The organism is Streptomyces iranensis (genome assembly GCF_017874715.1).
Taxonomy (GTDB): Bacteria; Actinomycetota; Actinomycetes; order Streptomycetales; family Streptomycetaceae; genus Streptomyces; species Streptomyces iranensis.
In genome coordinates this window covers 97,899-124,165 of the sequence record NZ_JAGGLR010000029.1, presented here as the reverse complement: position 1 = coordinate 124,165, position 26,267 = coordinate 97,899, and the positions used below count along the sequence as shown (strand labels likewise).

Genomic DNA, 26,267 nt, shown 5'->3' with positions numbered 1-26,267 from the left:
CTCACTCTCCTCCGCCCGCCAGGTCGGTCTCGTCCGCCGCGCCCGCCGTGCCCGTGACCGTCCAGGGGAAGTCGGCGGCGCCCGGGAAGAGGATCGGGACGTGGAGCTTGACGGTGGCCTTGTAGACCGTGCCGTCGCCGCCGCCGCACTCGATGTCGGCGTTCCAGGAGCCGGGGATGTCCTTCGCGGCCGCGTCCTGGCAGGCGCCCGCGCCCTTGGCGGCGCCCGCGCGGGCGCCCTTGTCGGCGGCGTTGCCCGCCAGCGAGTACGTGTAACCCACCAGCACCAGCTGCCAGATGACCGCGAGCACGGTCAGGGCCAGCGGCAGGACGCCCAGGAACTCGACCGTCACCTGGCCCCGGTCACCGCCGCCCCGCTTGCGCAGGAAGCTCCTGGTGGACGGAGGGGCGATCTCGTTCAGCGCGTCGGTGCCGTCGCCCACGCCGCCCTGCGCCGGGTCGCCGCCCGCCTCTATGGCGTGGCGCCGCCGCAGCCCCGGCAGCACGCGCTCGCCGCCGCCCCCGGCCGCGTGGCCGCCCCGGTGGGCGGCGCGGCGGCCGCCGCCCGGGGGCGCCGCCTCCACCAGGCCCAGCTCACCGGCCAGCCCCCACAGCGCCTGTTTGACGGCCGACTTGGCGTCCAGATCGTGCATCCGGCCCGAGTCGACGGCGGGTTGCAGCTCCTTGAAACCGGCCGGGATCGCCGTACGCGCCACGGTCGTGCCGGTGGCCCGCTGAACCAGCTGCGGCTGGATCTCCGCGCTGCGGGTGTGCCGGTTGACCACGGTCACGGTCTCCTCCGCCTTGCGGATCTGGAGCCGGTCCCAGAGCCGGACCATGCGCTTGGCGGCGCGCACCGCGACCACGTCCGGGGTGGTCACCAGCAGCGCGATGTCCGCGAGCTCCACGGCGGCGGCGCCCGCGGAGGTCATCTGCGTACCGCAGTCGACGATCACGATCTCGAAGCGCGACCGCAGCGCGCCGATGACCTGCCGGGCGGTGCGGTCGGTCACCTCCTCGCCGCGCTCGCCCTCGCCCGGCGCGAGCAGCAGCCCGAGCCCGGTCTGGTGGGTGAACACCGCGTCCTGGAGCACTCGCGGCGAGATGTCGTTGATCTGCGCCAGATCGGCGATCGAGCGCCGGAACTGGACGTCGAGGTATGAGGCGACGTCCCCGGACTGGAGGTCCATGTCGACCAGCGCGACCTTACGGCCCGCGGCCCGCGCGGCGAGCGCGAGCTGTACGGCGGTCACGGTGGTGCCGACCCCGCCCTTGGCGCCCGCGACCGCGACCAGTTTGCCGCCGGGCCCGGCGGGATACGGATCGCCGCCGCCCCCGAGATGGCGCCGCACGCCCGTGGCCCACTGGGCGGCGCCCTGCACGCGGGCCGTCAGCTCCTCGTACCCCAGCGGTATCCCGGCGATGCCGCGGGCCCCGGCGTCCATGGCGGCCGAGTACAGCGCGGGCCCCGCGTCGGCGGTCACCAGCACCACGCCCACCGCCGGGAAGCGCAGCGCGATCTCGCGGATCAGCTCCAGCGCCGGGGCCGGGCCGATGCGCTCATGGACGAGGACGACCTCCGGCAGCTCCTCCAGGGAGGCGGCGGCCAGCGAGGCGAGGGTGTCGAGCAGCAGGGTCGAATCGCCCACCGGCGCCGACGGTTCGACACCGGGCAGCTGGCCGAGCAGCCCGCTGAGGGAGTGGGCGGCGTCGGGGTCGCCGACGGCCGGCAGAATTCTGATCGTCACCGCGGCACCTCCTCACTCATTTGTCGCCGTCGAGGGTGTAGGTGCGGTCGTCGGGGTCTATGGAGGGGCCCCCGCCGGGCGCGACCAGCGCGAGCCGCACATGCGAGGCGAACGACTCGGCGTACGCGACGCGCTGGGCGTTCCTGGTGTCGAGCGCGAAGGTGATCGGCACGGCCTCGTCGATCCGCCGCTTGTCGTCCTGGTCGGGCTCCAGGGCGGTGATCTTGCCGAGGTCGAGCACCTCGGCGCCCGCGACGATCAGCTTGGAGACCGGCTTCTCGCCCTGGGTGCTGCCCTCGAAGGTGGCGTAGATGTTGACCCTGGCCCCCGGGGTGATCTTGCCCGCGACACCGGTCGCCGCGTCGACCATGATCGCGATCTCCTGCTGTCCGGGCTTCAGGGCGGGCCGGCTCACGATCATGTCGCGCTGGAGCAGCGACCCCTTGGTCAGCTGGGTCACCGCGATCTTCCCGCGTAGCTCGTCGAGATCGGTGACGGCGGTCGAGGGCACATAGCGCTTGGGCATCGAGACCTTCTCGAACTCCCCCGCGTCCAGCGCCTTGTACGGCTTGACGTCCGAGGTGAGCTTGTAGGCCGTGGTCTCCGGGCCGACCTTCGACTCCACGTCGTTGACGACGGAGAGGACTCCGGCGAAGGCGCCGACGGCACACAGGACCGACAGGAGCAGCAGGATGACTCCGCGGCGCTGGCGTGAATTCATGGGTCGCACAACCTCGTTCGGGGACGTTACCGGCTGGTCAGGGCGGGACGTTGGGTCGTGAGCAGTGCGGGGATCTCATCGCCGCGGGCCACCGGGCAGGAGCAGAAGGCGCAGCGGTCACCGATGAGTTCGAAGCCGCACCAGTGGCACTCCTCTCTCCGTACGGAGGCCACGAGCTGGTAGAGGACCGAGAGGTCCGGGATGGCCGCGGCGAACTCGATCAGCTTCGGGGTGCCCCACCAGCGCGCCGACTCGGCGGGCAGCGGCACCTCCGCCACGCCGCGTACGCCCCAGGCGGGGGCGAGGGCGCCGGTGACCCAGTCGTCGTGGCCCGCGCCGCCGCCCCCGTAACCGTGGCTGCTGAGCTGGCCCCGGGCGATCGTCATGGCGGTGGCGTACCCGGGGGCGGGCAGCTCGGTCGCGCCGCCGACCTTGACCAGGTGCGGGGCGGGGTGGGCGAGCACCCCGAAGTGGGCGCCGGGCACCCAGGACTTGACGTGCGAGGTGAGGCTGACCGGGACCCGGTCCAGCTTGGCGACGCTGCCCAGCAGCGCGCCCGCGTGGATGTAGTGGGAGAGCAGCCGGGCGGCGCACGCCAGGACGCCGGGGCTGAAGTCGGATATGGACAGCTGGCGCAGCTGACGGGCTAATACGGCGACGGCCAGCGGCGGCAGTTCGAGCGGCAGCAGCGCCATCCGGTCGCTCTCCAGGACGGAGCGCACGGTGTGGAGCCTGCGGATCACGGCCGCGGGGGTCGCGGCGGGGTAGAGCACGACGAGATAGCCCTGCTGGTCGAGGAGGGTCCCGACCTCGGCGAGGGCGTCGTCGAGTGACTGTGCGTCCGGCGGGCGGAGCACGACGGCCGACGGGGTCTGCCCGTCGGGCGGCGGAAGCACCAGCTCACGGCCGGTGACTGCTATCGCGGTGGGCACGTCGGCTACCCCGTCTCACATCGGCGCCGAGCGGCGGCGGCCGCAGGTCGTTACTGCCCCTGTCTGTTACTGCCCCTGTCCTGGTGCGTCGTCACTTTATCCACGAAAACGGCGTGAGAGAACAGTTCCTCTGGGTTACGCACTCCAGGCCCGATCCTCAAGCGCGCGCATCCCCTTGACAAGGGCATTGGTCTGGACCACGTTACGTTCACACGGTGGCCACCGTCCGCAAGCTCCTCCTTCACACCGGCTTCCCAACGGATTCCCCCACGGAGGCAGTCATGGACCGTGTCCCACGCCCCCGCCCCAACCGACTCAGACGCAACCTCGCCCGGCTGACCGGTGCGTTCGCCGCCACCGCGCTGAGCGCGACCGCACTTGTCGCCCTCGGAGGCACCGCCTCGGGCGCCACCCCGAGCGCCACCTCAAGCGCCACCTCGCGCGCCGCCTCAAGCGCCACCTCGCGCGCCGACGAGGGCACCGCCTCAAGTGCCGCGGCCGCCAACCTCGCCCAGAACCCCGGCTTCGAGTCCGGCCTCAGCGGCTGGACCTGCTCGGCCGGGAGCGGCACCACGGTCGCGAGCCCCGTCCACAGCGGCTCGGCCGCCCTCAAGGCCACCCCGGCGGGCTCGGACAACGCCCGCTGCGCCCAGACCGTGGCCGTCAAGCCCAACTCCTCGTACACCCTCAGCGCCTGGGTCCAGGGCAGCTATGTGTACCTCGGCGCGAGCGGCACCGGCACCACCGACGTCTCGGCCTGGACGCCCTCCGCGACCGGCTGGCAGCAGCTCAGCACCGGCTTCACCACCGGCGCCAACACCACCTCGGTCACCGTCTACACCCACGGCTGGTACGGCCAGCCCGCCTACTACGCCGACGACATCAGCCTGTCCGGCCCCGGCGGCGACCCCGGCGATCCGGTGCCGGGCGCGCCGAGCGGGCTCAAGGCCGGCGCCGTCACCTCGTCATCCGTCGATCTGTCCTGGTCCCCGGTGACCGGTGCGACCGGCTACAACGTCTACCGCGACGGCTCCAGGGTGCAGTCGGTCGGCGGCACTTCCGCGACCGTGACCGGACTGGCGCCGTCCACCTCGTACCAGTTCCAGGTCACCGCCACCAACGCGGCGGGCGAGTCGCCCAGGTCGGCCGCCGTCACGGGCACCACCTCGGCCGGAGGCGGCGGGGGCGGCGGCGCCGTGCCCAAGCACGCGGTCACCGGCTACTGGCAGAACTTCAACAACGGCGCGGCCGTGCAGAAGCTGCGCGAGGTCCAGAACCAGTACGACATCATCGCGGTGGCCTTCGCGGACGCCACCGGCACCCCCGGAGCGGTCGACTTCACCCTCGACCCCGCCGTCGGCTATGGCAGCGAGCAGCAGTTCAAGGACGACATCAAGGCCAAGCAGGCGGCCGGGAAGTCCGTCGTGATCTCCATCGGCGGCCAGAACGGCACGGTCTCGATCAATGACTCCACCTCCGCGAACAACTTCGCCAACTCCGTCTACGCCCTGATGCGCGAGTACGGCTTCAACGGCGTCGACATCGACCTGGAGAACGGCCTCAACGCCACCTATATGACCCAGGCACTGCGCTCCCTGTCGGCGAAGGCCGGGTCCGGCCTGGTCATCACCATGGCCCCGCAGACCATCGACATGCAGTCCACGTCCAACGCCTACTTCCAGACGGCGCTGAACATCAAGGACATCCTGACGGTGGTCAATATGCAGTACTACAACAGCGGTTCCATGCTGGGCTGTGACGGCAAGGTCTACTCACAGGGCTCGGTCGACTTCCTCACCGCCCTCGCCTGCATCCAGTTGGAGGGCGGGCTCTCCCCGTCCCAGGTCGGCCTGGGCCTGCCCGCCTCGACGCGGGGCGCGGGCAGCGGCTATGTCTCCCCGGCGGTCGTGAACAACGCCCTGGACTGTCTGGCCCGAGGAACGAACTGCGGCTCCTTCAAACCGTCCCGGACCTACCCGGGTCTGCGCGGCGCGATGACCTGGTCCACCAACTGGGACGCGACGGCCGGCAACGCGTGGTCGAACGGGGTGGGCCCCAAGGTCCACGGCCTGCCCTAACGTGACGCGGCCCCTTTCGGGGGCGTGACGCGGCCCCTCTCGCGGGAGGGGTCAAGGGGGCCGGGAGCGCAGCCGCTCTTGGCCCCCTCATCCGCATTTTTCACCCTCACGTGCAGGGAAGACATCGCGCGGGCTTGACAACGCTATTGGTCTGGACCACCTTATACGCACGCCACAGGGGCCCCTGAACGCGCACTGGCACCACCTCCCCCACATCCCCCCACGTACGGAGGCTGTCGTGGTACGCGCACAGTTCACCAAGCGGCTGCTCGGAGCCGCCGCAGTCGTCGCCCTCGCCGCAGGAGGGCTCATATCCGCCGGCTCGGCCAACGCGTCCGAGGACCATCCGGACGCGGGGCAGCACGCCGCCGCCGTCCCCGAGCACGCCGTCACCGGCTACTGGCAGAACTTCGACAACGGCGCGACGAAGCAGAAGCTCTCGGACGTCCCGGACGACTACGACATCATCGCGGTGGCCTTCGCCGACGCCACCGGCTCCCCCGGAGCGGTCGACTTCAAGCTCGACCCCGCCACCGGCTACAGCGACGAGCAGCAGTTCAAGGACGACATCAAGGCCAAGCAGGCGGCCGGGAAGTCCGTGATCATCTCCGTCGGCGGCGAGAAGGGCACCATCTCGGTCAGCGACGACGCCTCGGCGGACGCCTTCGCCTCCTCCATCACCGGCCTGATGGACAAGTACGGCTTCAACGGCGTCGACATCGACCTCGAGAACGGCGTCAACTCCACCTACATGACCAAGGCCCTCAAGGCCGTCCACGACAAGAAGAGCGATGTCGTGGTCACCATGGCGCCGCAGACCATCGACATGCAGTCGGCGTCCACCGAGTACTTCAAGACCGCCCTGGGGATCAAGGACTTCCTGACGGTGGTCAACATGCAGTACTACAACAGCGGCTCGATGCTGGGCTGTGACGGCAAGGTCTACTCACAGGGCTCGGTCGACTTCCTCACCGCCCTCGCCTGCATCCAGCTCGAGAACGGCCTCGACCCGTCCCAGGTGGGCATCGGCGTGCCCGCCTCCACCAGCGGCGCCGGCTCCGGCTACGTCGAGCCGGGGGTCGTCAACGACGCCCTGGACTGCCTCGCCAAGGGCTCCGGCTGCGGCTCCTTCAAGCCGTCCAAGACCTACCCCGGCATCCGCGGCGCGATGACCTGGTCCACCAACTGGGACGCGGCCGGCGGGAACGCCTGGTCGAAGGCGGTCGGCCCGCACGTCCACGGGCTGTAGGCCGCGGAGCCCGTAGAACCCCGGAGTACGAACGACAGTTCGTCGTACGCCGGTGCGCCCCGCCCATGGCAGGCGGGGTGCACTGGCGTACAGGTGTTCGCTAGGGCTTGGGCAGCACACAGCCCGCCAGGTTGAGGTCGATCTTGTTGCCGGTGGTCACGCACTTGGTGATGGAGTAGGTCTCCTGGGCGTAGTTGATGCCCTTGCGCACCGTCACCGTGCCGTTCTCGTCCACCTCGCACGGATTGTTGAGGGTGCAGCGGCCGCCGTCCTCGTTGCCCGTGTTGTTGACGGCCACGACCTTGCCGGACGCCGGGTCGACGACGGGAGAGCCCGAGGTTCCGCCGATCGTGTTACAGGCGGAGGTGTAGCGGACCGAGTCCTTCCAGGTCCAGTCCCCCTCCTTAAGCCGATATGCAAATCCGTCGATATTGCAGGAGTAGATCGTCTTCCAGTAGCCGGAGACCACATTGATGGCGGAGCCCTGGGTCGGGTGGCTGTCCGACAGCGTCAGCGCTTTGATGCCGTACGACGACTGGATCTGGGCGTACGTGGACGTGAGCTGGTACAGCGACACGTCGGTGTCGGTCATCGTCGCGTACGCGACCTTGCTCGCCCGGACGGTGCCGGCCCGGCCGCCCGAGGCGGTCAGCAGGGTGAAGCTCCGGCTGGACGGCTGGTCGACGATCACCTCTCCCGCGCCGGGGAAGCCGCTCTCCAGGCAGTGGCCGTTGGAGAGGACGAGCGCGGGGTCGCTGTCGGCCGAGCCCGGTGTACGGACGACGGAGCCGGAGCAGTTGCTGAGCGCCACCGTACCCGCGAAGTCGACCGCCTTCGGGGCCTTGGCGGAGACCTTGGCGGGGGCCTCGGCAGGGGCCTTGGCGGGGGACGCGGCCGTCGCGGGCGCCGCGCCCGCGCCGACGAGGGTCGCGCCGCCCAGTAACAGGGCCGAGAGCGCACCGACGAGAGATCTGTTCATGCGGGGGGTTCCTTCCCTCGATGAGAGATTCCTTCGGCTTCGACCATTTCCCACCCTTGCGCATGTCATGCGCATGGCCGAACACTGGCGCAGCAGTCGCTCGCCCTTAACCCCCCAGGAGATGTCATGCGACGTCGCATCAGCGGTAGACGGGCCACCGCCCTCACCGCCTTGCTCACTCTCGCACTCGCCGCACCCATGGCAGCTCAGGCCGACGATCCCGCTCCACGGCCCGGCACCGACCGCACCGCATCACCCACTGCCCAGGGCGCCGACGAGAGCGTGCGGCAGTACGAGGTCTCCGGCCCCGCCACCAAGGCCGACCGCTCCGCGGTCGCCGCCACCGGGGTGTCCATCGACGAGGTGGACGCCCGCTCCCTGGTCGTCACCGCCGACGCGGCGCAGGTCAAGCGGCTGCGCGCGCTCGGCTACCGGCTCACCGCGCTCCAGGGCCCGCCCGACCGCGCCGAGGGCAGGGCGGCCAAGCCGTTCGACTTCCCGTCGGCCGATGCGAAGTACCACAACTACGCCGAAGCGAACTCCGAGATCAACGCGGCGGTGGCCAAGTATCCGTCGATCCTCAGCAAGCGCGTCATCGGAAAGTCGTACGAGGGTCGGGACATCGTCGCCCTCAAGATCAGCGACAACGTGGCCACGGACGAGAGCGAGCCCGAGGTCCTCTTCACCGCCCATCAGCACGCCCGTGAGCACCTTACGGTGGAGATGGCGCTCTATCTGGTGCGGCAGTTCACCGAGGGCTACGGCAGCGACTCCCGGATCACCAATGCCGTCAACGGCCGGGAGATCTGGATCGTCCCCGACGTGAACCCGGACGGCGGCGAGTACGACATCGCCACCGGCTCCTACCGCAGCTGGCGCAAGAACCGTCAGCCCAACTCCGGCTCCTCGTCCGTGGGCACCGACCTCAACCGCAACTGGGACTTCAAGTGGGGCTGCTGCGGCGGCTCCTCCGGCTCGCCCGGCTCGGAGACCTACCGCGGTCCCCGCGCCGCCTCCGCCCCCGAGGTGAAGGTCGTCGCCGACTTCGCCCGCAGCCGCGTCGTCGGCGGCAAGCAGCAGATCAAGGCCGCGATCGACTTCCACACCTACAGCGAACTGGTGCTGTGGCCGTTCGGCTGGACGTACGACGAAACCACCACCGGCATGACGCGGGACGACTACGACGCCTTCGCCGCGGTCGGCAAGAAGATGGCCGCGAGCAACGGCTACACCCCCGAGCAGTCGAGCGAGCTGTACATCACCGACGGCGCGATCGACGACTATCTGTGGGGCACCCAGAAGGTCTTCGCCTACACCTTCGAGATGTACCCGACCGACTCCGGCGCGGGCGGCTTCTACCCGCCCGACGAGGTCATCGACCGCGAGACCAGCCGCAACCGCGACGCGGTGCTCCAACTCGTGGAGAACGCGGACTGCATGTACAGGTCCATCGGCAAGGAGGCGCAATACTGCACCTGAGCCCGACGCGGGCGCTGTCCCGGCGGAGGGTTCCGCCGGGACAGCGCCCGCGATGGCGCGGCTGTGGGTTGGTCAGCCGATGGGGTTGACGAAGGTGCCGGGGTGGGTGGCGCTGCGCTGGTCGACGAGGGAGTCGGTCTCCCAGGGCCACTCGATCTTGAGGGCCTTGGTCTCGTCGGGCGGGGTGATCTCGACCCAGGCCGGCTGGTAGAAGCCCTCTTCTTCCTTGGTGAAGGCGAGGTTGAGGGTGAACTCGGTGCTCTGGCCGGCCTCCACCTCCAGCGAGCTCCACTTCTGTGAGGAGCGGGCCAGGGACCAGCGCTCGCCGCCGTTCACCGAGGTCAGGTCCACACCGGGGAAACCACCGAGCTTGCAGGAGTAGGAGCCCTTGTTCATCAGGACGATGGTGGCGGTCGTCCCGCCGTCCTCCGGCACCGGGAGCGCGTCCTCACCCGTGGCGAAGGCGGCTTCCAGGTTTTCGGTGCGGCAGCGCTCGACACCCGCGTGCGCCCTGCCGCCGCCTTCAGAGGCGTCCTGCCCGCCCCCCGACTGATCCTGCGAGGCACCCGCCTCCGAGCCCCCCTTGGCCTTGGCGCCGGAACCCTGCGCACCGCCGGAGGAACCCGAGGAGCCGCCGGACCCGGCCGGGGCCGTGTCGGCCTGGCCCGCGGACTTCTCGTCGCCGGCGTCCGAGCCGTTGCAGGCCGTCAGGGTCAGGGCGGCGGCCGCGGTCAGGACCGCGGCGGCGACGCGGATGCTGCGACGGCGGGCGATACGGGCAGTGGTGTTGGAGCGCATTTCGGGTCCCCCGGGAGAGGTCGGTGTCGTGGCCTGCTCGGTACGACAACAACTCTGACCGGGGCCACTACCGAACCACCGCCGTCCCGCTAACACCCGGCTAACACGACTGTGACCAGGAGATGACCACGACGAACAGCTCGTTGGCCTCGGTGTCGGTCACGACGCCCCCGCAGCGCTGCCAGGTGCCGTACCCACGTCCGGGTCGTCGCCTTCGCCGTACGACGGCAGTCGGGCGCCCCTGCTCTCGGCGACCCGCAACACGTCGCACAGCGCCTCGCATAGCCGGTCCGCGAGGTAGCGCAGCTCCCGCGTGTCTGCCCTGGGGGCGTCCAGCAACGCTCGGGCGTGCCGGAGGAGTTCCGCTCCCATGGAGATCTGTACGGCCTCGATCGCGTCCGCACGTCGACTCAGCGGGCTGTTCCCGTCGTCCGACGACAGATAACACGGCTTGCCGTCAGGGTCCGTCCACGGCAGCAGGCGCAGACCGGTACCGGTCATCGCGCTCATCCGGACACCTCCATGGCCCGATGGACGGCCTTGTGGCCGGACGGCAATAAGGCGAGAAGTGCACTCACGCAGGCGAGGAACCGCTCCCTAGGGTTGCTCACGTTCATCAGCTCCTATCAGCTGGTGGGCCACGCCCTCGGGCCGGTGCACCCCGGTCGCGAGGGTCTCGCGTTTCTTCACGCTGTGTGGCGCTTCCCTCACAGAGTGGAGGTCGTTCTAGCTACGCTGGAAGGAGGGCGCGCCTGACAACGCACCTTTCAACTCGGGGAGTCAGCCCATGAAGATGGACCGAAGGCCACGCACCGCCAGGGAGAAGTACGGGGAGGAGCTGAGGCTCCGTCGCATAGCCGCTGACCTGACGCAGGAAGCGCTGAGCGAACGCGTGGTGTGCTCGCCTACGCTGATCAGCCATTTCGAGGCCGGACGCAGGTTACCGAAGCCCGACGACGCGGCGCGGATCGACCAGGCGCTGGGGACGGACGGGTTCTTCGTCCGGTGGCTGGAGGACTTGGAGTCGAAGTTCGCCGACCACTTCGCGGTCGTGGCCGAGCTGGAGCCGCATGCCACGGAGATCCAGCAGTACAGCATCTCCCTCATCCCGGGCCTGCTACAGACGGAGGCATACGCTCGCGCAGTCTTTGAGGCGTACAGCCCCAATCATCGGGCTGACCTTGACGGACGCGTTGTAAACCGCATGGCCCGTGCCCGGATCCTCGACGATCCGTTGAAGCCCGTGGTGTGGACGCTGCTCGACGAGGCGGCGCTACGGCGCCCTGTTGGTGGCCCGCAGGTGATGGCAGAGCAACTGCGCAGGATCGCCGACTTGGCGGAGGCGCGCCGACTACGGCTGCACGTGCTGCCCTTCGCAGCAGGGGCGCACGCGCTTATGGAGAGCATGATGACCCTCATGACCTTCGAGGACGCCGCGCCAATCGCTTACGTCGAAGGGTTTCGAGTCGGACACCTGTTGGATGATCCGTCCCTGGTACGCGCAAGCCAGTCAGCCTACGCTCTTGCTCTCAGCGAGGCGGCGACGCGCCAGGAGTCCCTGGCCCTGATCAGGGTCATAGCAGAGGAATACGAACATGGTCAGCAGTAAGCACACCATCCCCAACGCCTCGGCACTCATAGGGTGGTTCAAGTCCAGCTACAGCGGAGGCAGCAACGGCGACTGCCTCGAAGTAGCGCAAGGTCGCGCCGACGTCCCCGTCCGCGACAGCAAAGACCCGCACGGCCCGGCGCTCGTATTCGAGTCGTCCGCCTGGTCGGCGTTCGTCTCCGCCGTCAGGAGCGGGGAGTTTCCCACCACCTGACCCGTCGAAGCGACGGCGGCCGAATCCGGCGGTTTCCGCCGGATTCGGGCGCCGTCCGCTAGATGACGATGCTCAGCAGGGCCGCCACCACGAAACCGGCCACCGACAGCACCGTCTCCAGGACCGTCCAGGACTTCAGCGTGTCGCTCTCGGTGATGCCGAAGTACTTCGCCACCATCCAGAAGCCGCCGTCGTTGACGTGCGAGGCGAAGATCGAGCCCGCCGAGATGGACATGATGACCAGCGCCAGATGGGCCTGCGAATAGTCGCCTTCGGAGAGCATCGGGGTGACGATGCCCGCCGTCGTGACGATCGCGACCGTCGCCGAGCCCTGGGCCACCCGGAGCACCACCGAGATCAGCCAGGCCAGCACGATGACCGGCAGGCCCGCGCTGTCGAAGGCGTCGGCCAGGGCCTGGGCGACACCGCTGCCCTTGAGGACCGCGCCGAAGACGCCGCCCGCGCCGACCACCAGGAGGATGTTGCCCACGGGCTTGAGGGAGGCGGTGGAGACGGTCTCCAGGGACTTGCGGGACCAGCCGCGCCGGATGCCCAGCAGGTAGTAGGCGAGGAGCAGGGCGATCGTCAGCGCCACGAAGGGGTGGCCGAAGAACTCGATGACCGAGCGGCCGGTGCTCGGGTCAAGCGCGACGGAGGAGAACGTGGCGCAGAGGATCAGGACGAGCGGGGTGCCGATGATCGCGAGCACCGTGGCCACCGGGACCGGCCGCTCGGCCGGGGTGGCGCCGGAAGCGCGCTGCTGGGCCGCGACCGCCTCCCGGGACTCCTCGGCCGCCTCGACCATGTCCTGCGGTACGGGCACGAAGATGCGCTTGCCGATCCAGGCGGCGTAGCCCCACGCGGCCAGCACCGACGGGATGCCCACGATGATGCCCATCAGGATGACCCAGCCCAGGTCGACATGGAGCAGTCCGGCCGCGGCCACCGGGCCGGGGTGCGGCGGCAGGAAGGCGTGGGTCATGGACAACCCCGCGAGCAGCGGCATCGCGTAGAGCAGGATCGACTTGCCGCTGCGCTTGGCGGCCGCGTAGACGATCGGCGCGAGGACGAAGATGCCGACGTCGAAGAAGACGGGTATGCCGAAGATCAGGCCGGTGAGCCCCATCGCGAGCGGCGCCCGCTTCTCCCCGAAGATGCCGAGCAGCCGGGCGCTGAGCGCCTCCGCGCCGCCGGAGACCTCGAGGATCGCGCCGAGCATGGTGCCCAGGCCGATGATGATGGCTATGTGGCCGAGGATGCCGCCCATACCGGATTCGATGAGCGAGACGGCGTCGGACTTCTGGACCGTGCCGAAGAGTTCGGTGACCGAGAGACCGGCGGCCAGACCGACCGCGATGGAGACGCCGAGCAGCGCCACGAAGGGCTGCAGCCGGACCTTGATGATCAGGTAGAGCAGAAGGGCGATGCCGAGGGCGGCGACGGTCAGCAGACCGGCGGTGCCGTGGATGAGGGCGAGCAGACCACCGGTGTGCGGTGGGGTCTCGGCAGCGGGAGCGGCCGCGAGCAGCATGGGGAACTCCGGGATGTGGGTAGGGGATATCGCCGCACGGCGGGGGGCCGCGCGCTGGGAAAACCTGGGGAAGAACCTGGGTGCGGGTGATCAGGGCTCGAGCTTCCGGCGACGGGGACGGTGAGGACGAGTCAGGGGTGGAACCCGCGGCGGGCGGGGAAAGCTCCCGCCCGCCGCGGGGGTTCGGGGGTCAGCCCAGAACGGCGAGGGCGTCGATCTCGACGAGCAGACCGGCCGGGAGGCCGACGTAGACCGTCGTACGGGCGGCCGCGGCCTCCTTCAGGTCGGCGAAGAACTCGTTGTAGATCTCGTTGAGTTCGGCGAAGTGGCCGGTGTCCGTGAGGTAGATCCGCACCATCACCACGTCCTCCCAGCTCGCGCCGCCCTCCTCCAGCACGGACTGCACATTGCGCAGGGTCTGGAGGGTCTGCTCGCGCAGGGTCGGCCCGACGGGGGTGGGGGCCTGGCCCGGGACGGCGGGGCCGAAGCCGACCTGACCGGCGACCTGGAGGATGTTCCCCTTCTTCACGCCGTGGGAGAACTTGGCGGGCGGGGTGGTGTGCGTGGCCGGGGTGATCGCGGTCTTCTGGAGCTTCTCGGTCATGAGGAGGTCTCCTCGGCTCTCTTCTCGGGTGTTTCGGCTGTTACTTGGGAGGGGTTCTGCGAGGCGTGGGACACCGATGCGGACACCGGGGCGCCGCCCGAGTATTCCCGGCTGATCTCCTCCGCCGTACGGCGCACCAGCGGCAGCAGGGAGAGGAGTTCTTCGGCGGTGACGACGACGTTCGGCGCCGACACCGAACAGGCGGCGACGACCCGTCCGTCCGCCCCCCGGATCGGCGCTCCGACGCAGTTGATCGACTCCTCGTGGCCGCCGAAGTCGGTGGCCCAGCCCTGTTCGCGCACGGTCGCCAGCTCCTTGAGGAACGCGGCGGCGTTGGGCGTCGAACGGGGCGTGTACGCGGGGTAGGTGAGCCGCTCGGCCAGCGTCCGCCGCTCGGGCTCGGGCAGATCGGCCAGCAGCAGCTTCGCCACGGCGGCCACGGTGATGGCCACGGGCTTGCCGATCCGCGAGTACATCCGCACCGGGTAGCGGCTCTCCACCTTGTCGATGTAGAGCACCTCGTTCTCCTCGTACACCGCGAGGTGGACGGTGTGCCCGCACCGTTCGTTGAGCGCCACCAGATGGGGGTGGGCGATCTCGCGTACGTCGAGGTTCTCGACCGCCTCCTGCGCGAGCGCGAAGAGACGGGCGCCGAGGCGGTAGCGCTGGTCCTGCTGGCGGTAGACCATGCCGTGCTCATGGAGGGTGCGCAGCAGCCGCAGCGCGGTCGACTTGTGCACGCCCAGCCGCGTGGCGACCTGCTCCAGATTGGCCGGCCCCTCCGCCAGCAGCGGCAGGATGCTCAGCGCTCGGTCGACGGTCTGGCTCATGAGTCGGGTACCTCCACCACTGCGGTCTCGGCCCACTTTTCGGCGGGACTCGGCAGATCTGTCCAGCCGGGGCCGAATCGCAGTGTGCCCCACCGCGTGGCATCGAGTGCCACCAGGTGGTCGGCGTGCTCACGGGAGGGCGGGGTGCCGAGGTCGCCGGGGACGGTGAGGGCGGCGGCGGCCATGAGGTGGCCGTGGCGCAGCCGTTCGGCGACGGGCAGTCCGCGCAGGGTGCCGGAGAGGAAACCGGCGGCGAAGGCGTCGCCCGCGCCGACGGGGGCGACGACGTCGACGCGCAGGGCGGGTTCGAAGGTGACGTCGTCGGCGTCCTCCCCCGAGCGACGGGCGTAGGCGGTGGCCCCGGCGCCGCCCTGCTTGACGACCAGCACCTCCGGCTCGGGCAGCGCGGCCCGTATGGCCTCCGGGCCGCGCACTCCCCAGACCGCCGCGGCCTCGTCCTCGCCGACGAAGACGAGGTCGCAGCGGCGTGCGAGGTCGAGCAGTACGGCAGGGCCGGTTTCGCCCTCGGCTCCTTCTTCCTCTTCCTTCTGCCAGAGCGAGACCCGGTAGTTGAGGTCGAAGGAGACGAGGGGACGGCCCGGGGCGCGGGTGGTCAGCTCGCGCATCAGCGCCCGGCAGTCGCCGGAGAGGGCGGGGGTGATCCCGGTCAGATGGAGCACCCGGCCGGACCAGGCCCGCTCCCGGGGGATGAGCGCGGGGGACATGGCCGCGGCGGCGGATCCGGCCCGGTAGTAGAGCACCTCGGCGAGCGGTTCCGAGGCGCCGCCGCCGTCGTCCCCGTCGACCGTCTCGGAGCCGACGGCACGCTCCCCCGCCGTACGGAAGTAGATCCCGGTGGGGCGGCGCGGATCGCGCTGGACGTCTGCCGTGTCCACGCCGGTGGCCGCGATCTCCCGTACGAGGTGCTCGCCGAAGCCGTCCGTGCCCACCCGGCTGATCCAGCGCGCGCTGTGCCCGGCGCGGGCCAGGCCACAGGCGACATTGGACTCGGCGCCGCCGATGCCCCGGGCGAACGAGGGGACATCCGACAGCCGGCCCGGACGGGACGGCACGAAGGTCACCATCGACTCGCCGAGGCATACGACGTCGACGACAACAGCGACGCCGTCGGCGGCCTCGGCGCTGGGGAGAGGGGACACGGTTGGTCTCGCTCCTCGTGGATGGACGGATGGGGGGCAGCCACACACCGTTGACCCGGTGCTGGGCGGGATGTTAGACAGCGCTAAGCGTTATGCGCAATGAACGTTGCAGATATTGCAACCGGAATCGTTATGGAGGCGCTCCATGGCCACCGACCACCGCGACCAGGCCGTCGCCGCCCTCGCGCGGGAGCGCGTCGACCACCGCTTCAAGGGGCTGCCGCCGAATGCCGAGGGCCTTACGGTCGGCGAGCTCGCCGCCGAGCGGCGCTCCCTGTTCACCGGTGGCTTCACCACGCCCGTACTGGCGCTGTCGGCCGAGGCACTTGAGCACAACCTGGTGGCGATGGAGCGCTACTCCGCCGCCCACGGGCTCGCCTTCGCCCCGCACGGCAAGACCTCCCTGGCGCCGCAGCTCTTCGAGCGCCAGCTCGCGCACGGGGCCTGGGGCATCACCGCGGCCGTCCCCACCCAGGTGCGGATCTACCGGGCCTTCGGCATCCAGCGGATCTTCCTCGCCAACGAGGTCGTCGACGCCGCCGCCCTGCACTGGCTCGCGGCCGAACTCGACGCCGACCCCGACTTCCGCTTCATCGCCTACGTCGACTCCGTGCGCGGCGTGGAGCTGATGGACGCGGCCCTGCGGGAAGCGGGCGCGCGGCGGCCGGTCGATGTGGTGGTCGAGCTGGGCGGCGGCGAGGGAGCGCGCACCGGGGTCCGTACGGAGGCGGAGTGCGCGGCGGTCGCCGACGCGGTCGCGGCCGCCGGGACCCTGCGGCTGGTCGGGGTGGCCGGTTACGAGGGCGAGGTGCCGAAGCCGGACGGCGAGCGGGTACGGGCGTGGCTGCGCCGCCTCACGGCACTGGCGGCGGATTTCGACGCGGCGGGCCGCTTCGAGGACGTGGACGAGGTCGTCGTCAGCGCGGGCGGAAGCGCCTGGTTCGACGCGGTGGCGGACGTCTTCGCGGAGCTGCCCGCGCTGTCGCGCCCGGTGCTGAAGCTGCTGCGCTCGGGTGCGTACGTCTCCCACGACGACGGCCACTACCGGCACATCACCCCGTTCAACCGCGTCCCGGAGGAGGGCGAGCTGCACCCGGCCTTCCGCCTGTGGGCCCAGGTCGTCTCGCGCCCCGAACCCGGCCAGGCCTTCCTGAACGCGGGCAAGCGGGACGCGGCCTACGACCTGGACATGCCCGAACCCCAACTCATCCGCTCCGCCCGGGACGCCACCACCCGCCCCGCCACGGGCCTCACCATCACGGCCCTCTCCGACCAGCACGCCTGGGTCTCGGTCGCGGACGACACGCACCTGGAAGTCGGCGACTGGGTGGCCCTGGGCCTCTCCCACCCCTGCACCAGCTTCGACAAGTGGCAACTGATCCCGGTGGCGGAGGCGGACGGCACCGTCACCGACTACATCCGCACCTTCTTCTGACCCACCCACCCGCCCTTTCCCCGGGACTCCGCCCCGGACCCCGATGGGCCTCCTGCCCGGGGGCGGGAGCCCCAGGGCCGGGGGCCGGGAGCCCCAGGGCCGGGCAAGGCCCGAAACCCCGCCGGGCGGGGCCCGCCCTGCCCGGCAACCCGCCCGGGGCCGCGTCCCAGGCCCCGGGACAGCGCCTCGGGCCCGACCCGGGATCCCAGAGCGGCGCCCCGGGGCGAGGCTCCCTCGGGCAGAGGCTCCCTCGGGCAGGGGCCGGGCGCGCGCCACGTGCCGCAGGCACCTGGTGCGCGACGCGCCCCGGGACCCGCGCCCGTTCCGGGCGGCGACGCCCCGCCGCTGCCCCCGCTGGGGCATCTGGGGGCGGGCCGGAGCCCGGAGGGCGCCGGACAGTGGGCGCCGGGCGGGGCGCGGGCAAGGCGGGGCGCGGGTCACCCGGCTTGCCGGGGGTGTGGGGGACCCGGAGGGTCCCCCACCAAGTAAGGGCGGGTGGGTGGGGAAACGGATAGCGCGCCCCAGGCGCGGTCGGTAGGAAGAGAGGGGCAACCCCATGGAGCTGGTCATTCGCGGTGCGGACGTCATCGACGGCACCGGGCAAGCCCGGTATCGGGCGGACGTGGCCGTCGACGGCGGCCGGATCGCCGCCATCGTGCCCGAGGGGAGCGGCGCGCGCCCCACCGCACACCGCATGGTGGAGGCCGACGGCCTCGCCCTCTCCCCCGGCTTCATCGACATGCACGCCCACAGCGACTTGGCCCTGCTCCGCGACCCCGACCACTCCGCGAAGGCCGCCCAGGGCGTGACCCTGGAGGTCATCGGCCAGGACGGGCTCTCGTACGCGCCCGTGGACGACCGCACGCTCGCCCAGATCCGTACCGCCATCACCGGCTGGAACGGCGACGGCTCCGACATCGACTTCACCTGGCGCACCGTCGGCGAGTTCCTGGACCGCCTCGACCACGGCTTCGACGGCCAGGGCATCGCGGTCAACGCCGCGTACCTCATCCCCCAGGGCACCGTCCGCATGCTCGCCCTCGGCTGGGAGGGCCGCGACGCGACGCCCGCCGAGGTCGAGCGGATGAAGGCGCTGGTGGCGGAGGGTCTTGAGCAGGGGGCGGTCGGCCTGTCCTCCGGGCTCACCTACACCCCCGGGATGTACGCCTCCGACGCCGAACTCACCGAGCTGTGCCGGGTCGTGGCCGCGTACGACGGCTACTACTGCCCGCACCACCGCTCGTACGGCGCCGGCGCCCTGCGCGCCTACGAGGAGATGGTGACCCTCAGCCGGGAGGCGAGCTGTGCGCTGCACCTCGCCCACGCCACCATGAACTTCGACCTCAACAAGGGCCGCGCCCCCGAGCTGCTCGCCCTCCTCGACGCCGCGATCGCCGACGGCGCCGACATCACCCTCGACACCTATCCCTATCTCCCGGGCTGCACCACGCTCGCCGCGATGCTGCCGAGCTGGGCGGCCGAGGGCGGCCCCGACGCGGCCCTCGCCCGCCTGCGCGACGACGCCGAGGCCGAGCGCATCCGGCGCGTCGTGGAGGAAGAGGGAGCCGACGGCTGCCACGGGGTGCCGATCAACTGGGACACCATCGAGATCTCCGGTGTGAACGACCCGGCCCTCACCGAATACGTGGGCAAAACGGTCGCCACGAGTGCCCGCGAGCGAGCCGAGGCCCCCTGGGTCACCGCGCGCCGCCTCCTCCTGGACGACCACCTCGGCCCGACGATCCTTCAGCACGTCGGGCACGAGGAGAACGTCCAGGCGATCATGAAACACCCCGCCCACACCGGCGGCAGCGACGGCATCCTGAACGGCGCCAAGCCGCACCCCCGCGCGTACGGCACCTTCCCCCAGTACCTGGGCCGCTACGTCCGTGAGCTGGGCGTCCTCACCCTGGAGGAGTGCGTGGCCCACCTCACCGCCCGCCCCGCGGCCCGCCTCCGCCTCCCCGACCGGGGCCGGATCCGCGAGGGCTACCGCGCGGACCTCGTCCTCTTCGACCCGGAAACGGTCGCGGCGGGCTCGACGTTGGAGGCCCCGCGCACCCTGCCGACCGGCATCCCCCACGTCTTCATCGACGGCCGTTCCGTCATCGAGGACGGACGGCGGACGGACGTCCTCGCGGGGCGCGCGATCCGCCGCGCCTGAGCCTGGGCTGGGGCCTGGGTCTGGGCCTGGGGGTTGGACCTGGGCCGGGGCCGGGCCTGGACAGCTTCCGGCATCACGTCTCGCCGAGTCCCACCGCACACGCTTCGAGCAGACTCGTCAGCCGCGGGGCGAAATCCAGCGCGACATGCCCCCACCGCGGCACCTGCTCGTACAGCGCCGCAAGGGTGGGGGTGGGATGGGAGACCTGCCAGAGACCGGCCGCCAGCATGATCGCCGCCGCCAGCAGGCCCGCGATCCGCTCGACCGACATCGTGCTCGCGTGATCCAGCGTGGCGGCGATCTCATCGTGCGCGGCAAAGGAGTTGGTCTTGTACCGGCGGGCCCGCTCGATGTCGACGTCGCCCTCGAGGTACAGCGTGACGTGCGTCAGGAGGTCGCAGAACACCGGGAGCGCGACCAGGGTCTCGCTGACCACCGCCGCCGTCTGCGCGGGCCCGAGGCCGACGCGGCCCGCCACCGCGCTCTTGATCGCGTCCCGCCACTGGCCCCAGCCCCGCTCGGCCAGCTCCAGCAGCAGTTCCTCCTTGCTCGCGTAGTACCGCCGTACGCCGGTGCGATGCAGTCCGGCCCGTTCGGTGACCGCCGCCAGCGTGACGTACCGGACGCCGCCGAGTTCGCGCGCCAGCGCCTCCGCCGCCTTCAGCAGATCGTCCGCACGGCGTGCCTTGTCCTCGGCCGATCGAGCTCGTTGATGCACCCCAGCACCTTAACGCACACAGGGATGCGTTATCCCGGCCCGGCATGGTAGCGTCGATTTAACGCATCATGGGGTGCGTTAAATGAGTGCGCCGAATTACGGAGGAACCATCATGAAGGCCGTACAGGTCACCCGGTTCGGCGAACCGGGCGTGCTCGCCCTCACCGAACTGCCCGACCCGGCACCCGGCCCCGGCCAGGTCGCGATCGACGTCACCCACGCCGCCGTCGGCCTGATCGACGCGTACATCCGGCAAGGGCTGTACAAGGGCCGCGACGGGCTGCCGCAACCGCCGTACGTCCCCGGCCTCGAGGTGGCCGGGACCGTGCGCGCGCTGGGCGAGGGCGTGACCGGATTCGCCCCCGGGGAGAAGGTGGTGGCGCTCTCCTCCGGCGACGGGCGGGGAGGGTACGCGTCGGTGTTCCTCGCCGATCAGGCCCATGTCGTCTCGACGGAGGGCCACGCCATCGACCCCGCCCTCGCCGTCGCCGTGATCCCCAACGCCCTCATGGCCCATGTCGCGCTCACCAGCGCCATCCACATATCCGCGGGCGAAAGCGTCCTCGTCCACGGGGCGCTGGGCGCGCTGGCGGCCGCGTTCCCCGGTATCGCCCGGCAACTCGGCGCCTCACGCGTGGTCGGCACGGTCCGCACCGAGCGGATGGGAGCGGCGGCCGCCACCAAGCTGCCGTACGACACCGTCGTCGACTCCGCGCGGCTGCCGGAGGCCCTCGACGGCGAGAAGTTCGACGTCATCGTCGACCCCGTCGGCGGTCTCGTGCGCACCCAGAGCCTGGACCTGCTCGCGCCCTCCGGCCGCCTTCTGCTGGTCGGCAACGCCAGCGGCGACTGGAACCACGGCGGCATCGACGGCAACCGCGTCTGGTACGGCAACTTCACCGTCACCGGGTTCAACGCGGGAGGCTACCTCCCGGCCCACCCCAGGACCTTCGCCCCGGCCGCCAGGGCCGCACTCCAGGCGGCCACCGACGGCCTCGCCGACGTCGAGATCGAGACCTTCCCCCTGGCGGACGCCGCCACCGCACACCACCGCCTGGAGCACCACTCGGCCAACGGCCGCGTCGTCCTCACGGTGTGACGACCACAACCCCGCGCGGCCCGCAACCCCGTGCGGTCCACAGCCCCCGAGAGGGCCCCAGCCCCCACAGGGCGTCCGGCGGGCCACGCGGCGGAGCCGCACATCGGTGTTTTCCCCTCCCCGCCCCTTCCCACAACCAGGGGCTCCGCCCCTGGACCCCGAACCCCGGAGCCCAAACCCCGGGGGCCCGGAGCCCGGAGCCCGAGCCCCGAACCCCGGGGCGGAATCCCACCACGCGGCGGAGCCGCACATCGACGCCGCGGGAAGGGGCGGGAGGGGAGCGACCCGCCGCAGACGTCAGGATCCGCCGGGCGCCGCCCATCCTTCCCGCAACCAGGGGCTTCGCCCTGGGCCCCGGGGTCTGGGGCGGAGCCCCGGTTGTGGGGAGGGGCGGGGAGGGGAACAGACCGCCGCAGGCGCCATGATTCGCCGGACGGGGCCTAGTCGGCCGCACCCTCGGCCGGGAGGTCCGCCGGGTACGGCTCACGGAAGTCCGCCGAGCGGCTGACCTTCTCCCAGGCGGTCACCTCGGCAAGCTGGCCCTGGGAGTAGTCCCGCGCCATGGTCGCCGCGTTCACGCCCAGCGGGAGATGGCTCGGGACCTCGCCGCGATGGACGGTCCGCACGATGATCTCGGCGGCGCGCCGAGGGTCCCCGGCCGCCCCGTCCGTGCTCTGCCGCACCCGCCGATTCATCTCCCCGACGGTCGAGTCATAGGCGTCTGGGATCGGGTGGACCGTCATGGAGGAACCGGCCCAGTCGGTGGCGAAACCGCTCGGTTCGACGACCATGACGCGCACGCCGAGCGGCGCGGTCTCCGCGGCGAGGACCCGGCTGAAGCCGTCCACCGCGAACTTGGCCGCCTGGTAGGAGGCGATGCCCGGTGATCCGCCGACCCGCCCGCCGATCGAGGAGATCTGCACGACGGTGCCGGCCCCCTGCTGCCGCAGGACCGGGAGCGCGGCCTTCGTGACGTGGTAGACGCCCCAGAAGTTCGTCTCGAACTGGGCGCGGAAGTCCTCGTCGTCCGAGGTCTCGATGGGCGACACATTGGCGTATCCCGCGTTGTTCACGAGCACGTCGATGCGCCCGAAGCGGGCGCGCGCCGCCTCGACGGCCTCGTGCGCCGCCTCGGGGCGGGTGACGTCCAGCGCGAGGGGGTGGACGCGGTCGCCGTACTCCCGATACGCCTCCGCGAGCGCCTCGGGGCGCCGGGCGGTGGCCACGACGCGGTCACCGGCCTCGAGGGCGGCGGTGACGAGGGCGCGGCCGAGACCGCGCGACGAACCGGTGATGAACCAGACCTGTGAACCCATAACCTTTGAACTCATACCGTTAGTACAACACCGTTCTCTTATTTACGCAACACCGTTCTCTTAAGGGTTCCTATGATGTCCGGCATGACTACGACGCCCGCCTTCCAACGTGCGCGCAGTGCCCAGGCCAAGCAGGCGCGGGAAGAGGCGATCCTGGACGCGGCCCGTGCCCTCGCCCGCGAGCGCGGGGTCCGGGACGTCACCCTCACCGACATCGCCGGGGCCGTGGGGATGCACAAGTCGGCCCTGCTCCGCTACTTCGAGACACGGGAGCAGATCTTCCTCAGGCTCACCGCGGAGGGCTGGCGCCAGTGGTCCGCCGAGCTGCGCGGCGAGCTGGCACGCCGGACGCACGCCACGGCCCCGGAGGTCGCCGAGGTCGTCGCCGCCACGCTGGCGGCCCGGCCGATCTTCTGCGATCTGCTGAGCCAGGCGCCCATGAACCTCGAACGCAATGTGTCGATCGACTCGGTGCGCGACTTCAAACTGGTGACGCTCGAGGAGATCGAGCTGATCGGCGACGAGCTGCGACGGCTGCTCGGACTGACCGAGCTCCAGACCGTCGATCTCATCGCCACGGCCACCAGCCTGGCCGGAGCGCTCTGGCAGATGGCCACCCCCGGCCCGCGCCTACGCGAGCTCTACGAGACCGACCCCCGCCTCGGCCACGCGATCGTCGAGGTGGCACCCCGCCTGTGCCGCGTCCTCACCGCCTTCCTGACCGGCCTCGGCCTCGACGCGGGGTCGTCCAAGACGACGGCCTCAAACGACGTCTAGCGCCACCTGGCCCGGACGGCGCGCACGCCTCAGCCCCGCAGTTCCGCGTCCACGAAGCGCCGCAGGTGGCGGCGGGCGTCGGCCACGGTCAGGGCCGGGACCTGGCGGAGGCGGCGCAGGGCGAGGCCGTCGGCCAGGGCGGAGAAGCGGAGGGCGAAGTCGGCCGGGTCGTCGCAGTGGAACTCGCCCTCGGTCCGGCCCCGTTCCACCAGGGCACGGATCTCGCCGTGCCAGTTCTCGTACCGTTCGGCCTGGCCACGGGCGAAGGCCTGGTCCCGTTCGCCCGCGTTCCAGTAGTCGAACCACATCCGCCAGTGCCGGTCGGTGTCCTCCGTGAAGAGCGCGTCGATGAGCAGCCGCAGCCCCTCCGCGCCGCTGGTGGCCTGCCCGGCGGCGTCGCTCAGCGCGGCGTAGTAGCGCTCTATGTGCAGCACCATCGCCTCGGAGAGGACTTCCTGCACGCTCTCGAAGTGGTACGTGACCGTGCCGACCGACACCCCGGCCGCGGCCGCCACCTCGCGCACCCCCACCGCCTTCGTGCCGCGCTCGGCGATGATCGGCACCGCGGCCTCCACGATCAGCCGGCGGCGCACCTCGGTGGGCTGCCGGGTGCGGGCGGAGGCGGCGACGGCGCGGCGCGGTGGGCGGCGTTCGGATCGGGACGTCACGCGGACGTCCTCGGCGTGGTGCGGTGCCATGCGCGCGTGGCCACTGTCTCTCCGTTCGCCCGTGCCTCGATGCTGCTTTCCATGATGAATTCCTCCGCCGTGGCCCGCAGTTCCATCGCGGTGACGACTTCCGCCTCCCAGTCCCCGCGCCGCAGCCGGATGGTCCACCGAGAGCTTGCCACGGCCGACAGCGGATCGCCGGAGCGGATGCGGTAGGTCTCGCGGGCGCTCTCCTCGTAGCGCAGTCCGTCCGGATAGGTGCGGGAGCCGCCGTAGTTCGGGTCCACCTCCAGCACCCACTCCCCCGTGGCGACGTCATGGGTGACGGTGCGTTCGGGGCGGGGTTCGGCGGGCGGGTCGACGGTCACCGCCAGCGGCGAGGCCTGCTCGGGCTCCTCGAAGGTGATCGGCGCCCGCGCGGCGTCCGCGCCCGGGTCCCGTACTGGCAGCAGCAGCGCGCTCCGGTCGGGCCGTACGGTCAACTGGCCCCGCTCGCCGTGCGGCCAGACCCACGGCCAGTACGCGTCGGAGACGGCGACCCTGATGCGGTGGCCGGGCGGGAAGGCGTAGCCGGTCCCGGTCAGCTCGAACTCGACGTCCTCGTATGTCCCCGGCTCCCACTCCACGGCCTGCTCCCGGCCGTGCCGGGACATCAGGTTGAGCACGCCGCGGGTGACCAGCGTCGACGAGCCGTCGGGGGCCACGTCGCAGACGCGCGCGATGACATGGGCGCGCCGAGTCGCGCTGTCGAGCCGCAGCCGTACGCGGGGGCGGCCCAGGATCTCCACCCGCTCGGTGAGCGGCGCCGAGTCGAAGCAGACCGAACGGCCGTCCTCCGCGCGCTGGTCGGGCGGCAGGTCGGTGGCGTTGCCGAAGGGGAAGTAGCGGCCCGCGTCCAGTCCGGTGTGCAGCGGCGAGCGTACGATCACCGGCTCGTCGGCCGGGCCGCCGAGGGGGCGTTCGTCCCAGCTGACGGACGGCGACGGCCAGGTGCCCTCGCCGACCCAGCGGCCCGGCATCGTCTCGTACGAGGTGGCGGGCGGCACGGGGTCGTTGATCCAGGCGCGGAGCCTTGGCTCGTCCAGCACGCCGGTCGGCTCGTCCTTGAGCCAGTGGTCCCACCAGCGCAGGGTCTCCTGGAGGAAGCCGATCGCCGGGCCCGGCGGCAGCCCCCGGTCGGGGTACTGGTGCGACCAGGGGCCGATGAGTCCGCGTACGGGCGCGTCGAGGTGCTCCAGCAGGCGCAGCACCGTGTCCCGGTACGGATCGGCCCAGCCGCCGACCGCGAGCACGGCGGCCTCGATCGCGCCGTAGTCCTCGCAGACGCTGCCGTGCCGCCAGTAGTCGTCCCGCTCCTGGTGGGCGAGCCAGGTGTGCAGATACGGCTCCAGCGCGTCGAGCCGCTCCCGCCACATGGGCAGCCAGCGGTCCTCGCCGACGGAGGTGGGGTGCGGGGGGCGGGCCGTGAACGCGAGCATGGTTCCGGCCCAGGCGAGCATGTCGATGCCGAGGACGGCGCCGCCGGTGTAGTGGACGTCGTTGTCGTAACGGTCGTCCGTGGAGCAGACGGTGACGATCGCCTTCAGCGGGGCGGGGCGCAGGGCGGCGATCTGGAGCGAGTTGAAGCCGCCCCAGGAGATCCCGAACATCCCCACCTTGCCGGTGCACCAGGGCTGCCGCGCGAGCCAGTTGACGACGTCGACGCCGTCGGCGAGCTCGGTCGCCGTGTACTCGTCGAGCATCACGCCCTCCGAGTCCCCACTGCCGCGCAGATCGACCCGTACGGAGGCGTAGCCGTGCCCGGCGTACCAGGGGTGGCGCTGCGCGTCGCGCGGGGCGGTCCAGTCGCTCTTGCGGTACGGAAGGTATTCGAGCAGGGCGGGTACGGGGGCGGTCTCGGCGTCCGCCGGCCGCCAGATGCGTGCGTGCAGCCGCGTCTGCCCGTCCCGGGTGGGGATCCACGCGTCCTCGACGCGTAGCTCGCGGTCGAACGTCTCGCGGTACCTCACGTATCTCCTCTGCCTGGTGTTGTGGTGCGGGTGGGGGTGCGAGTGCGAGTGCAGGTGCGGGTGCGGGTGCTAGTGCGAGTGGGGGTGCGGGTGCGGTGCGCCTGCGGCGGGCAACTCCCCCACCCCGCCCCTTCCCGAATCCGGAGGCGC

General features: G+C 71.3%; 23 protein-coding genes. 9 read left to right on the top strand and 14 right to left on the bottom strand.

The features are described 5' to 3' along the window. Position 1 precedes the first annotated feature (1 nt). From J2Z30_RS41080 to J2Z30_RS41070, 3 genes are read right to left on the bottom strand one after another with little or no spacing between them, the layout of a single operon-like run. Positions 2–1,747 carry an AAA family ATPase gene (locus tag J2Z30_RS41080; RefSeq protein ID WP_209469051.1) on the bottom strand — a complete coding sequence of 582 codons (1,746 nt, stop codon included), beginning with the start codon at positions 1,745–1,747 and terminating at the stop codon, positions 2–4. A 16-nt stretch (positions 1,748–1,763) separates the two neighbouring features. Then, entirely contained in the window at positions 1,764–2,468 is a 705-nt protein-coding gene (gene cpaB, locus J2Z30_RS41075; RefSeq protein ID WP_044570697.1) for a Flp pilus assembly protein CpaB, read from the bottom strand. A gap of 26 nt (positions 2,469–2,494) precedes the next feature. Then, the gene (locus tag J2Z30_RS41070) at positions 2,495–3,400 is read right to left on the bottom strand and encodes a hypothetical protein (protein WP_044570700.1); all 906 of its coding nucleotides are present in this window, start codon (positions 3,398–3,400) and stop codon (positions 2,495–2,497) included. Positions 3,401–3,681: 281 nt separating this feature from the next. On the opposite strand from J2Z30_RS41070, the gene J2Z30_RS41065 reads away from it, so the two are divergent. Together J2Z30_RS41065 and J2Z30_RS41060 are read left to right on the top strand one after the other, a co-directional pair. Then, positions 3,682–5,478: a chitinase gene (locus J2Z30_RS41065; RefSeq protein WP_052701395.1), complete on the top strand. Its 1,797-nt coding sequence runs from the start codon at positions 3,682–3,684 to the stop codon at positions 5,476–5,478. 238 nt (positions 5,479–5,716) lie between these two features. After that, entirely contained in the window at positions 5,717–6,727 is a 1,011-nt protein-coding gene (locus tag J2Z30_RS41060) for a chitinase (protein WP_078956691.1), read from the top strand. 100 nt (positions 6,728–6,827) lie between these two features. Here the strand turns inward: J2Z30_RS41060 and J2Z30_RS41055 are convergent, their stop codons facing one another. Further along, positions 6,828–7,706 (bottom strand): S1 family peptidase, encoded by an 879-nt coding sequence (locus J2Z30_RS41055; RefSeq protein WP_044570704.1) that lies wholly within the window; start codon positions 7,704–7,706, stop codon positions 6,828–6,830. Positions 7,707–7,832: 126 nt separating this feature from the next. Here J2Z30_RS41055 and J2Z30_RS41050 point away from each other — a divergent pair, with 126 nt between their 5' ends. Beyond that, positions 7,833–9,185 carry a M14 family metallopeptidase gene (locus tag J2Z30_RS41050; protein ID WP_044570707.1) on the top strand — a complete coding sequence of 451 codons (1,353 nt, stop codon included), beginning with the start codon at positions 7,833–7,835 and terminating at the stop codon, positions 9,183–9,185. 72 nt (positions 9,186–9,257) lie between these two features. Here J2Z30_RS41050 and J2Z30_RS41045 read toward each other — a convergent pair whose 3' ends face one another. Both J2Z30_RS41045 and J2Z30_RS41040 read right to left on the bottom strand, forming a co-directional pair. Further along, a complete protein-coding gene (locus tag J2Z30_RS41045) occupies positions 9,258–9,983 on the bottom strand; it encodes a DUF4232 domain-containing protein (protein ID WP_044570709.1) in 726 nt (241 codons plus the stop codon). A gap of 159 nt (positions 9,984–10,142) precedes the next feature. Continuing rightward, positions 10,143–10,493, bottom strand: a complete 351-nt coding sequence (locus J2Z30_RS41040; protein WP_044570712.1) for a hypothetical protein — start codon at positions 10,491–10,493, stop codon at positions 10,143–10,145. Positions 10,494–10,770: 277 nt separating this feature from the next. Between J2Z30_RS41040 and J2Z30_RS41035 the strand changes: the two genes are divergently transcribed. Both J2Z30_RS41035 and J2Z30_RS41030 read left to right on the top strand, forming a co-directional pair. Beyond that, positions 10,771–11,592 (top strand): helix-turn-helix domain-containing protein, encoded by an 822-nt coding sequence (locus J2Z30_RS41035; protein ID WP_044570713.1) that lies wholly within the window; start codon positions 10,771–10,773, stop codon positions 11,590–11,592. Beyond that, positions 11,579–11,806 carry a DUF397 domain-containing protein gene (locus J2Z30_RS41030; RefSeq protein WP_044570715.1) on the top strand — a complete coding sequence of 76 codons (228 nt, stop codon included), beginning with the start codon at positions 11,579–11,581 and terminating at the stop codon, positions 11,804–11,806. The genes J2Z30_RS41035 and J2Z30_RS41030 overlap by 14 nt, the downstream gene beginning before the upstream one ends. A 58-nt stretch (positions 11,807–11,864) precedes the next feature. Here the strand turns inward: J2Z30_RS41030 and J2Z30_RS41025 are convergent, their stop codons facing one another. From J2Z30_RS41025 to J2Z30_RS41010, 4 genes are all read right to left on the bottom strand, one after another. Further along, positions 11,865–13,337: a GntP family permease gene (locus tag J2Z30_RS41025; protein WP_044570716.1), complete on the bottom strand. Its 1,473-nt coding sequence runs from the start codon at positions 13,335–13,337 to the stop codon at positions 11,865–11,867. A 190-nt stretch (positions 13,338–13,527) separates the two neighbouring features. Beyond that, positions 13,528–13,941, bottom strand: coding sequence for a RidA family protein (locus J2Z30_RS41020; protein ID WP_044570719.1), 414 nt, complete (start codon positions 13,939–13,941; stop codon positions 13,528–13,530). Further along, positions 13,938–14,771 carry an IclR family transcriptional regulator gene (locus tag J2Z30_RS41015; protein ID WP_044570722.1) on the bottom strand — a complete coding sequence of 278 codons (834 nt, stop codon included), beginning with the start codon at positions 14,769–14,771 and terminating at the stop codon, positions 13,938–13,940. The genes J2Z30_RS41020 and J2Z30_RS41015 overlap by 4 nt, the downstream gene beginning before the upstream one ends. Beyond that, a complete protein-coding gene (locus J2Z30_RS41010; protein ID WP_044570724.1) occupies positions 14,768–15,931 on the bottom strand; it encodes a sugar kinase in 1,164 nt (387 codons plus the stop codon). The genes J2Z30_RS41015 and J2Z30_RS41010 overlap by 4 nt, the downstream gene beginning before the upstream one ends. Positions 15,932–16,076: 145 nt before the next feature. On the opposite strand from J2Z30_RS41010, the gene J2Z30_RS41005 reads away from it, so the two are divergent. Beyond that, a complete protein-coding gene (locus J2Z30_RS41005; protein WP_044570726.1) occupies positions 16,077–17,366 on the top strand; it encodes an alanine racemase in 1,290 nt (429 codons plus the stop codon). Between the two features lie 556 nt (positions 17,367–17,922). Next, a complete protein-coding gene (locus J2Z30_RS41000) occupies positions 17,923–19,530 on the top strand; it encodes an N-acyl-D-amino-acid deacylase family protein (RefSeq protein WP_044570728.1) in 1,608 nt (535 codons plus the stop codon). Between the two features lie 73 nt (positions 19,531–19,603). Here J2Z30_RS41000 and J2Z30_RS40995 read toward each other — a convergent pair whose 3' ends face one another. Then, on the bottom strand, positions 19,604–20,248 hold the full coding sequence (locus J2Z30_RS40995; RefSeq protein ID WP_107073303.1) for a TetR family transcriptional regulator: 645 nt from the start codon (positions 20,246–20,248) through the stop codon (positions 19,604–19,606). Positions 20,249–20,360: 112 nt separating this feature from the next. On the opposite strand from J2Z30_RS40995, the gene J2Z30_RS40990 reads away from it, so the two are divergent. Further along, positions 20,361–21,347, top strand: coding sequence for a quinone oxidoreductase family protein (locus J2Z30_RS40990; RefSeq protein WP_044570730.1), 987 nt, complete (start codon positions 20,361–20,363; stop codon positions 21,345–21,347). A gap of 440 nt (positions 21,348–21,787) precedes the next feature. On the opposite strand, the gene J2Z30_RS40985 is transcribed toward J2Z30_RS40990, so the two are convergent. After that, complete coding sequence (locus J2Z30_RS40985) at positions 21,788–22,678, bottom strand: SDR family NAD(P)-dependent oxidoreductase (protein WP_044570732.1); 891 nt, start codon at positions 22,676–22,678, stop codon at positions 21,788–21,790. A gap of 69 nt (positions 22,679–22,747) precedes the next feature. Here J2Z30_RS40985 and J2Z30_RS40980 point away from each other — a divergent pair, with 69 nt between their 5' ends. Next, complete coding sequence (locus tag J2Z30_RS40980; RefSeq protein WP_044570733.1) at positions 22,748–23,440, top strand: TetR/AcrR family transcriptional regulator; 693 nt, start codon at positions 22,748–22,750, stop codon at positions 23,438–23,440. A 29-nt stretch (positions 23,441–23,469) separates the two neighbouring features. Here the strand turns inward: J2Z30_RS40980 and J2Z30_RS40975 are convergent, their stop codons facing one another. Beyond that, positions 23,470–24,108, bottom strand: coding sequence for a TetR/AcrR family transcriptional regulator (locus J2Z30_RS40975; RefSeq protein ID WP_308280235.1), 639 nt, complete (start codon positions 24,106–24,108; stop codon positions 23,470–23,472). Then, positions 24,105–26,117 (bottom strand): CocE/NonD family hydrolase, encoded by a 2,013-nt coding sequence (locus J2Z30_RS40970; RefSeq protein ID WP_044570736.1) that lies wholly within the window; start codon positions 26,115–26,117, stop codon positions 24,105–24,107. Before J2Z30_RS40970 ends, J2Z30_RS40975 begins: the two co-directional genes overlap by 4 nt. Positions 26,118–26,267: the final 150 nt, after the last annotated feature.

Coding starts and splice junctions, on each gene's coding strand:
- J2Z30_RS41000 (WP_044570728.1), top strand. CDS start 17,923: ATGGAGCTGGTCATTCGCGGTGCGGACGTCATCGACGGCACCGGGCAA.
- J2Z30_RS41025 (WP_044570716.1), bottom strand. CDS start 13,337: ATGCTGCTCGCGGCCGCTCCCGCTGCCGAGACCCCACCGCACACCGGT.
- J2Z30_RS41035 (WP_044570713.1), top strand. CDS start 10,771: ATGAAGATGGACCGAAGGCCACGCACCGCCAGGGAGAAGTACGGGGAG.
- J2Z30_RS41015 (WP_044570722.1), bottom strand. CDS start 14,771: ATGAGCCAGACCGTCGACCGAGCGCTGAGCATCCTGCCGCTGCTGGCG.
- J2Z30_RS41045 (WP_044570709.1), bottom strand. CDS start 9,983: ATGCGCTCCAACACCACTGCCCGTATCGCCCGCCGTCGCAGCATCCGC.
- J2Z30_RS40985 (WP_044570732.1), bottom strand. CDS start 22,678: ATGAGTTCAAAGGTTATGGGTTCACAGGTCTGGTTCATCACCGGTTCG.
- cpaB (WP_044570697.1), bottom strand. CDS start 2,468: ATGAATTCACGCCAGCGCCGCGGAGTCATCCTGCTGCTCCTGTCGGTC.
- J2Z30_RS40990 (WP_044570730.1), top strand. CDS start 20,361: ATGAAGGCCGTACAGGTCACCCGGTTCGGCGAACCGGGCGTGCTCGCC.
- J2Z30_RS41005 (WP_044570726.1), top strand. CDS start 16,077: ATGGCCACCGACCACCGCGACCAGGCCGTCGCCGCCCTCGCGCGGGAG.
- J2Z30_RS41055 (WP_044570704.1), bottom strand. CDS start 7,706: ATGAACAGATCTCTCGTCGGTGCGCTCTCGGCCCTGTTACTGGGCGGC.
- J2Z30_RS41050 (WP_044570707.1), top strand. CDS start 7,833: ATGCGACGTCGCATCAGCGGTAGACGGGCCACCGCCCTCACCGCCTTG.
- J2Z30_RS41020 (WP_044570719.1), bottom strand. CDS start 13,941: ATGACCGAGAAGCTCCAGAAGACCGCGATCACCCCGGCCACGCACACC.
- J2Z30_RS41065 (WP_052701395.1), top strand. CDS start 3,682: ATGGACCGTGTCCCACGCCCCCGCCCCAACCGACTCAGACGCAACCTC.
- J2Z30_RS41030 (WP_044570715.1), top strand. CDS start 11,579: ATGGTCAGCAGTAAGCACACCATCCCCAACGCCTCGGCACTCATAGGG.
- J2Z30_RS40980 (WP_044570733.1), top strand. CDS start 22,748: ATGACTACGACGCCCGCCTTCCAACGTGCGCGCAGTGCCCAGGCCAAG.
- J2Z30_RS41040 (WP_044570712.1), bottom strand. CDS start 10,493: ATGAGCGCGATGACCGGTACCGGTCTGCGCCTGCTGCCGTGGACGGAC.